The organism is Pseudomonas sp. s4 (assembly GCF_046764235.1).
GTDB lineage: Bacteria > Pseudomonadota > Gammaproteobacteria > Pseudomonadales > Pseudomonadaceae > Aquipseudomonas > Aquipseudomonas asiatica.
Genome location: NZ_CP177209.1, coordinates 1,625,046 through 1,638,504 on the forward strand (window position 1 = coordinate 1,625,046; position 13,459 = coordinate 1,638,504).

At 63.5% G+C, this 13,459-nt stretch carries 15 protein-coding genes; 5 read left to right on the plus strand and 10 right to left on the minus strand.

Annotation, left to right across the window (positions count from 1 at the left end):
* Positions 1 to 159: 159 nt before the first annotated feature.
* The 4 genes from ACK56M_RS07610 to ACK56M_RS07625 all read right to left on the minus strand — a co-directional run bounded on the left by ACK56M_RS07610 (position 160) and on the right by ACK56M_RS07625 (position 5,257).
* Entirely contained in the window at positions 160 to 2,292 is a 2,133-nt protein-coding gene (locus ACK56M_RS07610; protein WP_411959345.1) for a TonB-dependent siderophore receptor, read from the minus strand.
* A gap of 141 nt (positions 2,293 to 2,433) precedes the next feature.
* Positions 2,434 to 2,814 carry a hypothetical protein gene (locus ACK56M_RS07615; RefSeq protein WP_100413244.1) on the minus strand — a complete coding sequence of 127 codons (381 nt, stop codon included), beginning with the start codon at positions 2,812 to 2,814 and terminating at the stop codon, positions 2,434 to 2,436.
* Positions 2,815 to 2,934: 120 nt separating this feature from the next.
* On the minus strand, positions 2,935 to 4,122 hold the full coding sequence (locus tag ACK56M_RS07620) for an MFS transporter (RefSeq protein WP_061552384.1): 1,188 nt from the start codon (positions 4,120 to 4,122) through the stop codon (positions 2,935 to 2,937).
* 385 nt (positions 4,123 to 4,507) lie between these two features.
* Complete coding sequence (locus tag ACK56M_RS07625; RefSeq protein WP_102083995.1) at positions 4,508 to 5,257, minus strand: 3-oxoacyl-ACP reductase family protein; 750 nt, start codon at positions 5,255 to 5,257, stop codon at positions 4,508 to 4,510.
* A 118-nt stretch (positions 5,258 to 5,375) separates the two neighbouring features.
* Between ACK56M_RS07625 and ACK56M_RS07630 the strand changes: the two genes are divergently transcribed.
* Complete coding sequence (locus tag ACK56M_RS07630) at positions 5,376 to 6,314, plus strand: LysR family transcriptional regulator (protein WP_411959346.1); 939 nt, start codon at positions 5,376 to 5,378, stop codon at positions 6,312 to 6,314.
* Between the two features lie 124 nt (positions 6,315 to 6,438).
* Here ACK56M_RS07630 and ACK56M_RS07635 read toward each other — a convergent pair whose 3' ends face one another.
* Complete coding sequence (locus ACK56M_RS07635; protein ID WP_054573473.1) at positions 6,439 to 6,909, minus strand: GreA/GreB family elongation factor; 471 nt, start codon at positions 6,907 to 6,909, stop codon at positions 6,439 to 6,441.
* 2 nt (positions 6,910 to 6,911) lie between these two features.
* Positions 6,912 to 7,310 (minus strand): hypothetical protein, encoded by a 399-nt coding sequence (locus tag ACK56M_RS07640; protein WP_013971528.1) that lies wholly within the window; start codon positions 7,308 to 7,310, stop codon positions 6,912 to 6,914.
* Positions 7,311 to 7,440: 130 nt separating this feature from the next.
* On the opposite strand from ACK56M_RS07640, the gene earP reads away from it, so the two are divergent.
* Positions 7,441 to 8,568: an elongation factor P maturation arginine rhamnosyltransferase EarP gene (gene earP, locus ACK56M_RS07645; protein ID WP_411959347.1), complete on the plus strand. Its 1,128-nt coding sequence runs from the start codon at positions 7,441 to 7,443 to the stop codon at positions 8,566 to 8,568.
* Between the two features lie 48 nt (positions 8,569 to 8,616).
* On the plus strand, positions 8,617 to 9,186 hold the full coding sequence (gene efp, locus ACK56M_RS07650; protein ID WP_013971530.1) for an elongation factor P: 570 nt from the start codon (positions 8,617 to 8,619) through the stop codon (positions 9,184 to 9,186).
* Positions 9,187 to 9,243: 57 nt separating this feature from the next.
* Here the strand turns inward: efp and ACK56M_RS07655 are convergent, their stop codons facing one another.
* The 3 genes from ACK56M_RS07655 to ACK56M_RS07665 all read right to left on the minus strand — a co-directional run bounded on the left by ACK56M_RS07655 (position 9,244) and on the right by ACK56M_RS07665 (position 11,281).
* Entirely contained in the window at positions 9,244 to 9,672 is a 429-nt protein-coding gene (locus ACK56M_RS07655) for an organic hydroperoxide resistance protein (protein WP_013971531.1), read from the minus strand.
* Between the two features lie 141 nt (positions 9,673 to 9,813).
* Positions 9,814 to 10,269 carry a MarR family winged helix-turn-helix transcriptional regulator gene (locus tag ACK56M_RS07660; RefSeq protein WP_003260416.1) on the minus strand — a complete coding sequence of 152 codons (456 nt, stop codon included), beginning with the start codon at positions 10,267 to 10,269 and terminating at the stop codon, positions 9,814 to 9,816.
* Positions 10,270 to 10,327: 58 nt separating this feature from the next.
* Complete coding sequence (locus ACK56M_RS07665; RefSeq protein WP_013971533.1) at positions 10,328 to 11,281, minus strand: LysR family transcriptional regulator; 954 nt, start codon at positions 11,279 to 11,281, stop codon at positions 10,328 to 10,330.
* 114 nt (positions 11,282 to 11,395) lie between these two features.
* Here ACK56M_RS07665 and ACK56M_RS07670 point away from each other — a divergent pair, with 114 nt between their 5' ends.
* Positions 11,396 to 12,145, plus strand: coding sequence for a sulfite exporter TauE/SafE family protein (locus ACK56M_RS07670; RefSeq protein WP_015269373.1), 750 nt, complete (start codon positions 11,396 to 11,398; stop codon positions 12,143 to 12,145).
* A 70-nt stretch (positions 12,146 to 12,215) separates the two neighbouring features.
* On the opposite strand, the gene ACK56M_RS07675 is transcribed toward ACK56M_RS07670, so the two are convergent.
* Entirely contained in the window at positions 12,216 to 13,067 is an 852-nt protein-coding gene (locus ACK56M_RS07675; protein WP_015269374.1) for a LysR substrate-binding domain-containing protein, read from the minus strand.
* Between the two features lie 96 nt (positions 13,068 to 13,163).
* On the opposite strand from ACK56M_RS07675, the gene ACK56M_RS07680 reads away from it, so the two are divergent.
* Entirely contained in the window at positions 13,164 to 13,382 is a 219-nt protein-coding gene (locus ACK56M_RS07680; protein WP_054573472.1) for a DUF1127 domain-containing protein, read from the plus strand.
* Positions 13,383 to 13,459 lie beyond the last annotated feature (77 nt).

Genomic DNA, 13,459 nt, shown 5'->3' on the forward strand with positions numbered 1-13,459 from the left:
AAGAGCCCCCGAGCTGAAAAGCCGGGGGCTTTTTGTTTTCACGCCCTTTGGGGCCGCTTTGCGGCCCATTCGCAGCACAAGGCTGCTCCTACAGGATGGGGTGCGCCCCTGTAGGAGCAGCCTTGTGCTGCGAATGGGCTGCAAGGCAGCCCCAAAAACCTAGAAGCTGACCGAAGCCGAAAGCCGAGCCGTGCGCGGCGCTCCCTGGAACAGGTAGTTATCCCCCAGGTAATCCCCCACATCGCGCCAATAACGCTTGTCGAACACGTTATCCACAGTCAGCCGCAGCACCGTGTCATACCCCCCGATGCGCGTACGGTAGCGGCTACCCACATCGAACACCGTATACCCACCAACTTCCACATTCTCCGCCTGGCTCGCATATTTGCTGGCGCTGTAGCGCGCCCCACCCAGCAGTGCCAATCCCGGTACCGGCAGGGTGTATTCCGCCTGCAACGCCGCCCGGAACCTGGGCACGTTGATCGCCTGGTGGCCCTCATAGGCATCGGTATCGCTGTTCTGCACCCGCGCCCGAATCGCTGCAGCGCTGGCCTGCACCTGCAGGTTCGAGGTCACCCAGCCGCTGGCGCCCAGTTCCAGGCCGGTGTTCTTCTGCTGGCCTTGCTGCACGTAGGTGAAAGTGCCGGCGTCGTCCGGGCGCGCGTACTGGTACGCCTGGCGTATCTGGAACAGTGCGGCACTGAAGCTCAGGCCTTGCCAGTCATGCTTGAGGCCTAGTTCCAGTTGGTGTGAGGTCGTCGGTGCCAGGATTTCGAATCTGTTCTCGGCGAACCACGGTGCGGTACCGCCTGCCGACAGGCCTTTGGAATAACTGGCATATACCGTGGTATCCGGCTGCGGCTTGTAGATGAGCGCGGCGTTGGGCAGCAACTCGTACTGCCGGGTATGGCGACCGGCAACGCCGTCCTCATTCCAGGTTTTCTCGTCCAGGCGTACTTCACGGGCACCCAGTACGGTCTGCCAGTGCTCGTTGAAGCTGATGCGGTCGCTCACGAACAACCCGTATTGGCGGCTGTCCAGGCGACGTTCGCTAGTCCTGATGGGCTTGTCGGATGGATCAAAGGCCGGTGCACCCGTGTAGATGTTGCCTGTACCTACCCATTCCATATAGCTGGGGCGCTGATCCAGCGTGCGCCGCTGCGCACTGGTGCCCACGGTCAGCTCATGCCCCACGCCCAGCGCATCGAAACGCCCGTTGAGCATGGCCTGCGCCTCGTCGGTACGGCGGGTGTCGTCCGGGCTGCGGAAGTCGTAGATGTCGTAGTCGCCGTTGCTGCCGAAGAACGCGCCTTCGCTCGAGCCCCAGGCAAACGAGCTGTAGTCATCGATCACCACCTTGCTGCGCGAGGCACTCAAAGTCCCGGTCCAGGCTTCGTTGAAACGGTACTCGAAGCGCCCGCCCAGGTTCAGCGAATCGTTCTGCACCGGCTTGGCCCAGTGCTGGTAGGCCAGGCGGTCGTCCGGGTCGATGCCATGGGGTACTTCGCTGCCACCGAGCAGCTGGTAACCCGGCACCGAGCGCTGTTCACGGTGCTGGTATTCGGCATCCAGCTGCAGGGTGGCATCTGGGTTGATCTGCCAGTCGAAGGCCAGCGAGGCGAAGTCGCGCTTGCCGTCGGCGTGGTCGACGTAGGAGCGGATGTCTTCATGAGCCAGGTTGGCCCGCAGGCCGAACTGCCGCTCGCTGCCGAACCAGCCACCCAGGTCGGTGGCCAGGTAGCGCTCGCCTTGTTCGTTGGTCGACACCGTGACGCTGCGCACGTCTTCGGCGCGCTTGGTCACGTAGTTGATCAGGCCGCCCGGCTCCGATACGCCGCTCTGCAGCCCGGACAGGCCCTTGAGCAGCTCCACCTGCTGCTTGTTTTCCAGGGCCACGTTCTGCTCGCCGGCGATGGTCTGGCCATTGATGCGGTAGCTGCTGGCGGCATTCAGCTCGAAGCCGCGCACGTTGAAGTTTTCGTAGTAGCCGATGGGGGCGTAGCTTTCGCCCACCGAGACGTCGCTTTGCAGCACTTCGCTGAGCTGGCGTACCTGGCGGTCTTCCAGCAGTTGCTGGCTGAACACGCTGATCGAGGCCGGGGTGTCGAGCAGGGGCGCGGGCTGGAAGCCGCCTACTGCTGCCTGGCGTGCCTGATAGCCGTCGTTGGTGTAGGTATCGGAGACCTGCAGCGGGGCCAGTAGCACGCTGTCTTCGGCAAGCACATGGGGGCAATGCAGGGCCAGGCCCAGGCTGAGCAGGCTCAGGGGCAGGCGGGGATGACGCGGGGGCATGCGGTGGGGCTCCTGGATGCGCGACACCTGCGCCGACCTCTTCGCGGGTGAGCCCGCGAAGAGGCCAGCACAGGCCATGAAAAAAGGCGGCATCTTACAGCCGCCTTCAACATAAAACGATCCGGGCCCTGCGATATCCCGTCAGCCTTTGCTGGCCGGCCGCCTGTGCTGCTTCCAGTTGTCGTCGATCTTCGACCAGGTCTTGCCATCGGTAATGGCCATGAGCTTGCGCCCGTCCTTGAAAGTGGCCAGGAAGGTGGCTTCCTCTTCCTTGCCACCCAGCCAGAGCCCGGCCAGCAACCCCACCGGCCCGGCCACCAGTGCCCCGGCCACGCCCCAGCCCAGGGCACTGCCCAGGCTGCGGCTGGATTCCAGGCTGGCCAGCCGCAGGTCGCTGATGCGTGCCAGGGAAATCCGCTCGCCCGGGGAGGGGCTGTGCGGGGTCTTGAGTGTGAGCGATCCGTTGCGATACTCGCCTTCGCCTTGCAAGAAATCGCCGGATTGCACCGTGAGTCTTGTCATAACGTCGTCCTGTCAGGGAAAGGGCATTGACCAGCGCCTACTGAGCGCTGCCCGGGCAGGCAAGTCAACGGCCATGCGACGGAGGGTCGTGCGGTGCATTGTCGCTCAGGTCAATGGGCTTCAGGCGATCTGCAAAGCGTTCTTGCGCTTGCGCTCGGCCAAACCCCACGCCAGCAACGCCAGCCCGCCAATCACCAACCCGGCCAGCACAATCCCCATCCAGCCCTGGCGTTGGAACAGCTGCGTGCCCAGCAGCGATCCCAAGGCCCCGCCAATGAAGTAGCAGGTGATATACCCGGCATTCAGCCGCGTGCGCGCCTCGGGTCGCAGGGCAATTACCGCATTCTGGTTGCTCACGTGCACCAGTTGCACTGCCAGGTCGAGCATCAGCACGCCCAGCAGCAAGGCCAGCAACGACTGTTCGGCGAAGCCCAGCGGCACCCACGACAGCAGCAATACCACCAGGCCCACGGTGGTGCCCAGCGAACCCTTGCCACGGTCGGCCAGGCGCCCCGCCCAATTGGCCGACAGTGCACCCGCTGCACCGGCCAGGCCGAACAGGCCTATCACCGCGTCCGAATAGTGGTACGGGCCTTTCGCCAGCAGGAACGCCAGTGGCGTCCAGAACAGGGCGAACAGGCTGAAAGCCAGCAGGCCTAGCAGAGAACGCAGGCGCAGCACCGGTTCTTCGAGGAACAGGCGGAACACCGAGCCGATCAGCGCTGGGTATTTCAGCCCGGCATGGCTGTGGTGTTGTGGCAGGCTGCGGTACAGCGCCACGGCGGTGATGGCCATCAGCACCGCGGCCAGCACGTAGATGCTGCGCCAGCCACCCAGTTCGGCCATGAACCCGGCGGCGGTACGCGCCAGCAGGATGCCCAGCAGCAATCCGCTCATCAAGGTGCCGACCGCCCGCCCGCGCTGGTGTGGCTCGCTGAGGGTTGCGGCCATGGGCACGAGGATCTGCGCCACCACCGAGAACAGCCCGGTCAGCGCCGTGCCAAGGATCAGCCAGGGAAGGCTCGGTGCGCAGGCGCTGATGACCAGGCCAAGGGTAGAAATGGCAGTCATCACGGTGATCAGCCGGCGCTGCTCGAACAGGTCGCCCAGGGGCGCCAGCAGCAACAGGCCGGCGCCGTAGCTCAGTTGCGCGGCAATGACGATGCTGCCGGCACTGGCGGTGCTCAGGCCGAACTGCTGGGCGATGCTGTGCAGCAGTGGTTGCGCATAGTAGTTGCTGGCCACGGCCAGGCCGGTGGCGGTGGCCATCAGCAGAATCAGGGCACGGCTGAGAGTGGGGGCGTTCATGCAGTTCTCGTGGCGGGCAGAATAAAAGGGGGGATTATCGGAAAGTGTCGGGCCTTACATCAATGCATTGTGCGGCAGAGCCTGTGCCGGCCTCTTCGCGGGCATGCCCGCTCTCATAGAACAACACATGACTCATTGGTTCGGCGAGGTTCTGTAGGAGCAGCCTTGTGCTGCGAAGAGGCCGGTACTGACAAAGCCTGTCTGTTGCTTGTACCGGCCTCTTCGCAGCACAAGGCTGCTCCTACAAAGGACGCTTCAAACGAGCGATAGTTGTTATCTGCGCGACAGCGCAGCCCAAAAGGGCTGGGTAATCTCCCACAGGCATCGCGCAGTATCTGTGGGAGCGGGCGCGCCCGCGAAGAGGCCGGCACAGGCAACCCTTCAATCAGGCAGCAAACCCGCCATCGACCGTCAGGCTGGCCCCAGTGATATACCCCGCCTCAGGCCCCGCCAGGTAAGCCACGAAGCTGGCAATCTCATCCGCCTCGCCATAGCGCCCGATCGCCATCAGCGGGATCAAACTGTCTGCGAACTCGCCGCTGGCTGGGTTCATGTCGGTGTCCACCGGCCCTGGCTGCACGTTGTTCACGGTAATGCCTTTCGGCCCCAGGTCACGGGCCATGCCGCGGGTCAGGCCGACCAGGGCTGATTTGCTCATGGCATAAGGGGCGCCGCCGGCAAACGGCATGCGCTCGGCATTGGTGCTGCCAATGTTGATGATGCGTCCGCCTTGGCCCATGTAGCGTGCCGCGGCCTGGCTGGCGACGAATACGCTGCGCACGTTCACCGCCAGCATGTGGTCGAAGTCGGCCAGGTCGAATTCGGTCACCGGCGCTACCGCCAGCACACCGGCGTTGTTGACCAGGATATCCAGCCGGCCGAAGGCCTTCACGGTGTCATCCACGGCCAGTTGCACGGCCGCCGCGTCGGCGCTGTCGGCCCGCAGGGCCAGGGCCTTGCCGCCGTTTTCGGTAATTTCCTCAGCCAGCGCCTGCGCCGGGCCGGCGGAGCTGACATAGGTGAAGGCCACCTGTGCGCCTTCGCGGGCCAGGCGTCGCACGATGGCTGCACCAATGCCGCGGGAACCGCCCTGTACCAGGGCCACCTTGCCTTCGAGTGAGTGTTGCTTGGACATGTTGATCTCCTGCTGGAAGCCAGGCCGGAATGCCTTGGATGGGCGCAGTATCGGCGCTTGATTACCTGCTGATAAGATGGCAATCACTATCAGCAGAGTAAACCTTTGGTTGCCAATCATGGCCATGGAATCATTCAACGCGTTGGAATGCTTCATCCGCAGTGCCGAAGTCGGCAGCTTTGCCGAAGCCGCCAGGCGCCTCAGCATTACCCCGGCTGCCGTAGGCAAGCATGTTGCCCAGTTGGAAGCGCGCCTGGGGGTGCGGTTGTTCCAGCGTAGTACCCGCAAGCTGACCCTGACCGAGGCAGGGCAGCGATTTCTGGGGGAGGTCAGTGACAGCTTCCGCACCATCCAGTACGCCGTGGCCAACCTGGCCAGCAGCGAAGGCCAGCCGGCCGGGTTGTTGCGGGTGAGCATGGGCACGGTATTCGGGCGCTTGTATGTGTTGCCATTGCTGGGTGAGTTCCTGCGTCGCTACCCGGCCATTACTCCGGACTGGCATTTCGACAACCGCCAGGTCGACCTGATCGGCCAGGGCTTCGATGCGGCGATTGGCGGAGGTTTCGAGCTGCCGCCGGGGGTGGTGGCGCGCAAGCTGACCCCGGCGCACAGGGTGCTGGTGGCGGCGCCGGCGTACCTGGGGCGGCACGCGCCGATTGACGACCCGCAGGTATTGCAACGGCATGACGGTATCCTGATCCGCTCGCCGCAGACTGGGCGGGTGCGGTCATGGCCGTTGACCAGCCGTTGGCAGGTGCAGCAGCCATTGCAGTTGCGCCAGACGATGACCATGAGCGATTCGGATGCGGCTTGCGCGGTGGCCGAGCAGGGCTTGGGGATCGCCCTGGTGAGCCTGCCGTTTGCCGTGCCGTACCTGGAAGGCGGGCGGCTGCGGCGGGTGCTGCCGGACTGGTATGTGGACGATGGGCATATCAGCCTGTATTTCGCCGAGCACAAGCTGTTGCCGGGCAAGACCCGGGGGTTTGTCGATTTTGTGGTGGAGCAGTTCGCAGAGCAGGGGTTGGCGCGGCGGTTCGATGCCTTGCAATCCGTGTAGGAGCAGCCTTGTGCTGCGAAGGGGCCGGTAAGGCAAAAGATCTTCTGTGTTGCTCATGGCCCCTTCGCAGCACAAGGCTGCTCCTACAAGGGGTATCACTGGCCTGAGGGGCGAAGAGGCCGGTTCAGGCAATATCGATGATGACCAATGTCTGTGCCCCCAGGTTTACCTCATCATCAACCTTCTTGCCGACCAGTTGTTGCCCCAGCGGCGAGCGCGGGGTAATCACCGTCACCAGCCCATCCCCCTCGCCAATCTTCAACCCCGCCGCCTCGGGGCCGAGGAACAGTCGGCGCTGCCCGCCATCTTCATCCTCCAGTGTCACCAGGTTGCTCACCTGCACCCCGCGTGCCGGGTCGTAATCGCGCAGCAGCAGTTGCTGGTAGGTCAGCAGCGCCTTGCGGATCTCGGCGCTGCGGCGGGCCTGGCCGGTGGCCAGGTACGAGGCCTCCAGGCCCAGGGTGTCGTACTTGTTCTCGGCGATGTTCTCTTCGGCAGTGGCGGCTTCGTACGCAGTTTGCGCCGCGCGGGTCAGCACATCCAGGTCATGTTCGAGGGTGGCAACTATCTGCGCCAGCAGGCTGGGCTTGTCCATGGTCAGTAACAGAACTCCAGCACGTTGGCCTGGCTTTTGTCGGTGGGCGCGGTGCGGTTCTGCTGCAGCCAGAACTGGCACTTGGGGCTGTTGAGGTTGCGCGGGTTGCCCTGGGCGGCCTCGGCGGCCTGTTGCAGCTCCTGCTTGTGCAGGATGTCCTTGTAGCGTTCGAACATTTCCGCCTGGGCATCCGCCGCAGGGGCTGGCGCTGGCGGCGCGGCAGGCCGGTACGCGGCGGGGGCCACGGCTTGGGCCAGTGGCTGTACCTGCTGTGGCCACAGTTGCAGGGCCAGCCACAGGCTTGCGGCGATCGCCACGGCGCCCAGCCACAGGCCAAAGGCAACGCACACGATCAACGGCAGCGGCTTGAGGGTGATCTTCAGTTCACGGTGGCGCGCCATGGCAGCCTCCTGGCAGGGTGTTCGGGGGGCATTGTCGCATGCGCCTGGGCATTTTTCCGCGCAGGTGCTTTTGTCAGCGACAATTTATACGCAGAATGCGCGGTTTTTCCGCTGGGCGAGGGCTGGGCACATGAAAGCCACTTGGGACATCTTCTGCAGCGTCGTCGACAACTACGGCGATATAGGCGTGACCTGGCGCCTGGCCCGGCAGCTGGTGGCCGAGCACGGCCTGGCTGTGCGCCTGTGGGTGGATGACCTCAATGCATTCACGCCCATGTGCCCCGGGGCCGATGCCACCGCCCCGCAGCAGTGGCAGCACGGTGTGGATGTGCGCCAATGGCCGGTAGCCTGGTTGCCGGTGGCGCCGGCTGATGTGGTAATCGGTGCCTTCGCCTGCCAATTGCCAGCAGCCTATGTGGAGGCAATGCGTGCTCGTGTCGCGCCGCCGCTGTGGCTGAACCTCGAATACCTCAGTGCCGAGGACTGGGTGGAAGGTTGCCATGGCTTGCCTTCGCCGCAGCCCAATGGCTTGCGCAAGGTGTTTTTCTTTCCAGGCTTCACCGAAAAAACCGGTGGCCTGCTGCGCGAGGGCTCGCTGCTGGCACGGCGTGATGTGTTCGAGCAGGGGGCACGGCAGGCCTTCTTGCACGGGCTTGGCGTAAACCCTGAAGCGGGGGCGTTGCTGATTTCCCTGTTCGCCTACGAAAACCCGCAATTGGGCAACTGGCTTGAGGCCCTGGCCTCAGGCGAGCAACCCTGCCACCTGCTGGTGCCGCAAGGGCGCGTTGTCGCGGGGCTCGGCCAGTGGCTTGGCGAGGCGGTACTGCAAGTGGGCAGCGTGCGCAAGCGAGGGGCGCTGACCCTGCAGGTGCTACCTTTCGTCAGCCAGGACGACTACGACCGATTGCTGTGGAGCTGTGATTTCAATGCCGTGCGCGGCGAAGACTCGTTCGTGCGCGCGCAGTGGGCCGGGCAGCCGATGCTGTGGCACATTTACGTGCAGGACGAGAATGCCCATTGGGAAAAGCTCGAAGCGTTTCTCGCGCATTATCGACAGGGGTTGTCAGGCGATGCCGATGCCGCCCTGCTTGGCCTGTGGCGTGCCTGGAACATGGATCGCGACATGGGCCAGGCCTGGCAGGCAGCCCGTCAGCACTGGCCGGAACTGCAGCAGCATGCCCGGCTTTGGGCGGCGCGACAGGCCGCTCAGCCGGACCTTGCCACAGCGCTAGTACACTTTTACCGAAATTCGCTATGATACGCGGCCTCGATTTTTATAAATCCATCCAGATTCGGATACTTCGTAATGAAAACTGGTAAAGAACTGAAACCCGGTACCGTCCTGCGGATCGACAACGACCCGTGGCTGGTTCAAAAAGCTGAGTTCACCAAGTCGGGCCGTAACAGCGCGATCATGAAGACCAAGCTGAAGAACCTGCTGACCGGCTACAAGACCGAAACCGTCTACGGTGCAGACGACAAGCTGGACGACGTGATCCTGGATCGCAAAGAAGCGACCCTGTCGTTCATCAACGGTGACGAATACACCTTCATGGACACCACCGACTACACCATGTACGAACTGAACGCCGAGGACATCGAAGCCGTTCTGCCGTACATCGAAGAAGGCATGGAAGACGTCTGCGAAGCCGTGTTCTTCGAAGGCCGCCTGGTATCGGTTGAACTGCCGACCACCATCAGCCGCCAGGTTGTCTACACCGAGAACGCTGCACGCGGCGACACCTCGGGCAAAGTCATGAAGCCTGCCAAGCTGAAGAACGGTACCGAGATCTCGGTTGCCGACTTCATCCAGATCGACGAGTGGATCGATATCGACACTCGCGACAACAGCTTCAAAGGCCGTTCCAAGAAGTAATCCTTCTTGTGAAACGCAAAAAACCCGGCCTAGGCCGGGTTTTTTTATGCCTGTGGCTTACACGGTCACATGCAGGCGCACATCCACATTGCCGCGGGTGGCGTTGGAATACGGGCACACTTTGTGGGCCTTTTCCACCAGCCCTTCGGCATCGGCCTGAGCCAGACCCGGCAGGTTGATGTGCAGGTCGATGTCCAGGCCGAAACCACCTGGAATCTGGCCAATGCCCACTTTCGCGGTGATCGAGGCGTCCGCCGGCAGGGCTTTTTTCTCCTGCCCGGCCACGAACTTCAGGGCACCGATGAAGCACGCCGAGTAACCTGCGGCGAACATCTGCTCGGGGTTGGTGCCGTCACCGCCAGCGCCACCCAGTTCCTTGGGGGTGCTCAGGCTGACCACCAGCTTGCCGTCACTGGAGCGGGATTTGCCGTCGCGCCCACCGGTGGAGGTAGCTTCTGCGATGTACAGCGGAGTGACCTTTTGCATCTTGAGCCTCGCTAATGTGCTGTGCGCTCCCCGTCTGGAGGAGGGCGCGGGTTGGTGTGGGATTTAAATTAGCGCGCAATTAGTTAGTGCGCAAGATAAATCATCACCGTTCATCTGAACGGCCATCGCACAGCATAGCTGTCAGAGGGTTTTCTGCAGGTTCTCCCGCAGCGCCAGCAGGTCGGCCTGCAGTTGTTGCAGCTGTTCCAGGCTGCGCCCGCTGGCCTTGAGGATGCACTGCGGCACTTCTTTGGCCTGCTGCTGCAAGGCGCGGCCCTTGTCGGTCAGCTGCACCAGTACCACCCGTTCGTCCTCGCGGCTGCGGTTGCGCTGCAGCAGGCCTTCGCTCTCCAGACGCTTGAGCAGCGGTGTCAGCGAACCGGGGTCGGTGAGCAGGTGCTGGCTGATCTCGCCTACGGTCAGGCCATCGTGCTCCCAGAGCACGAGCATGGCCAGGTACTGCGGGTAGGTCAGGCCCAGGGCCTGCAGCAGCGGTTTGTAGACCTTGGTCATCAGCAACGAGGTGGAGTGCAGGGCGAAACAGACCTGGTTGTCCAGCAGCAGCTCGTCACAGGAGGCTTGGGTGTCGGCGTTCATGCAGGTCCTTGAAGGTAATCAATGGGAAAGTCTGGCACGCGGATCGTTAGTGCGCGCTTTATTCGCGCAGCTCACTGCGCAAGGCCAGGTCCCAGGGTGGAATCGGGCTGAAGCGGCTCTTGAGAAATTCGAGCAGCAAACGGCTGCGAGAGTTCGTTTCATGTTCCAGGCGAAGTGCGTAAATACCGCTGGTTTCCGCTTTGGGCAAGCCACCGTCGCAAAACAACGGTATTAACTCGCCGCGCAGCAGGTATTCGCTGATCAGCCAAGTAGGCAGGTGGGCTATGCCTAAGCCTGCGAGCGCACCGAACAGCAGGGTTTCGGCGTTGTTGGCGGCCATGCGCATGCGTGAGGGGCGGTACAGGCGGGTTTGCCCGGCCACGTTGAAACGCCAGGCGAATGGTGGCGCAAGGCCGTCCCAGTCCAGGCCGTCGTGCCCTGGCAGCTCGCTGGGGCAGCTGGGCATGCCGCGGCTGGCCAGGTAAGCCGGGCTGGCGCAGGCGATGCGCACCATGTAGGCCAGTGGCGTGGCGACCAGCCGGGTGTCGGCCAGGGGGCCGGCGCGCAGCACCAGGTCGACCTCGCCCAGGTGGCTGCCATGCAGGTCGACGAAGCTGTCGATCAGGCGCAGTTGCACATCCAGGCCCGGATAGGCGACCAGAAAGTCGGCGATGGCAGGGGCCAGGTGACGGCGGCCGAATGCGGCGGGGGCGTCGATGCGGATCAGGCCTTCGGGGGCATTGCTCAGCGACACCGCTTCAGCGCGGGCCAGGCGCAGTTCCTCGATGATGCGCCTGGCCCGTTCGGCAAAGGCGTTGCCTGCAGGCGTGGCACGCACGGCGTGGGTGCTGCGGGTGAACAGGCGGCTGCCCACGGCGCTTTCCAGGTTGTCGATGCGGCGGGCCACGGCGGAAGGCGTCAGCGGGTGACGGCGGGCGGCGGCAGAAAAACTGCCGGTTTCCAGCACATCGAGGAACAGGCTTAGCTGGTCGGTCAGGGTATCGGGGCTCATGGCTGCCTTGCTTTTGCGAAAAACGCACAGCCATTGTGCGCTGCTGTGCGTTTCCCCACCAGCCCGCAATCGATAGCATGCTCGCTTTATGTGTACAGGCGGATGAGGCCCCTGATGATCGAGTGGTTGTTGTATATCGTGTTGGGCGCAGCCCTGGGGACCATGGGTGGCCTGTTCGGCATTGGCGGCGGGCTGATCGCGATTCCGGCGCTGGGCGTGCTGTTCGGCCTGGACCAGCAGTTGGCGCAGGGCACTGCGCTGGTGATGGTAGTGCCCAATGTGCTGCTGGCGCTGTGGCGTTATCACCAGCGTAACCGCATCGAGTTGCGCCATGCGGTACCGCTGTCGCTGTGCAGCTTCGTGTTCGCCTGGCTGGGGTCGATCTGGGCGGTCGGGCTGGATGCGCATTCCATGCGCCTGGGCTTCGTCGGCTTCCTGGTGGCCCTGGCGGTGTGGAACGTTGCGCGGATGTTCATGAAGGTAACGCCGCCCAGCGCCGAGTTGCGCTATGCCTGGCCTTGGCTGGGTGTACTGGGCAGCTTTGCCGGGACCATGGGCGGCTTGTTCGGAGTTGGTGGGGCCGTGGTAGCCACGCCGATTCTGACCAGTGTGTTCGGTACCACCCAGGTGGTGGCGCAGGGGCTGTCGCTGGCGCTTGCGGCGCCAAGTACCTTGGTAACCCTGGTCACCTACGGGGTGCACCACAGTGTTGACTGGGGGGTGGGGATCCCATTGGCGGTGGGCGGCTTGCTGAGTATCAGCTGGGGGGTGAAGTTGGCCCATGCGTTGCCGGAGAAGGTGTTGCGGGCGATGTTCTGTGTGTTTTTGGTGGGTTGTGCGGTGATGCTCGGGTTCGAGCTTTGAAATTTGGGGCCGCTTTGCGGCCCATTCGCAGCACAAGGCTGCTCCTACAGGGGGACATGCCCGCTGCGGCTCACTTGAACCCTTCGACAATGTAGTCGGCCATGCAATCGGTAATCGGCGAAGGGTTCTGGGTACTGCGCACCAGCATCACATTGGCCACCGGTAACTGCGGCAACCCTTCGTTTTCGCCCAGAATGCGGATATTCCCGCCAATCAGGCTCTGCAACTGTGCGGTCACCGCCAACCCTGCGGTGACGATGGCAAAGATCGCTGCCAGGCTCGGGCTGGTATAGGCGATGCGGTAGTCGATGCCCTGGGCCTCCAGGGCATTGCAGGTCCAGGCCCGGCAGAAGCAGTCGGTGTTGAACAAGGCTACCGGCATGGGGCGTTGCTCCTGCGGGCAGAAGCCTTCCGCGGCGGCCCAGACCAGGCGTTCCTGGCGCAGCAGCTGGCCAATCTCGTTACCCGGCTCACGGGTGACGATGGTCAGGTCCAGGTCCTGGCGCAGCATCAGTTGTTTGGAGGAGTCGCAATGCACCTCCACCTGCACCAGCGGGTAGGCCTGGGCAAAGCTCGACAGGATGGTCGGCAGGAAGCGCATGGCATAGTCGTCCGGCGTGCCGATGCGTACTACCCCGACCATGTGCGGCATGCGCAGGGTGTTGAACACTTCCCCATGCAACTTGAGGATGCGCCGCGCATAGCCGAGCAGCACCTGGCCCTCGGCGGTCAAGCGCACCTGGCGGCCATCGCGCTCGAACAGCTGGCGCTGGAGGATGTCCTCTTCCAGGCGTTTCATCTGCATGCTCACCGCCGACTGGGTGCGGTTGACCACCTCGCCGGCGCGGGTGAAGCCACCCTGCTCGGCGATGGCCACGAACGTGCGCAGTACGTCCGCATCGAGGCTCTGGTACTGGGACATTGCATCAATCTCCGAGATGCATGGCATCAGAAACATTCGTTGGATTGATCTTATGCCTGGCAGGAGACTGGAGCCATCAACACGGAGGGCTTCACGATGAAAGGTCATGTCAGCAGCATCCAGCAACCTGCCTTTTCCCTGAACCACCTGTGGCATGCCGCCCTGCGGCGCCCGGCGCGATGGCTGCAGCTATACCGCCAGCGCCAGGAACTGGCCAGCCTGAGTGATGCGACCCTGCACGACCTGGGGCTGAGCCGGGCGGATATCCAGCAGGAGGCCGAGCGGCATTTCTGGGATGATCCGCTGAGGAGGTGAGTTGGGGCGCAGAGGTGTTTGGCTGGAGGTTTTTAGCGCCTGTGAGATCGAGCGCCGCCCGCGCGGCGCTCGATCTC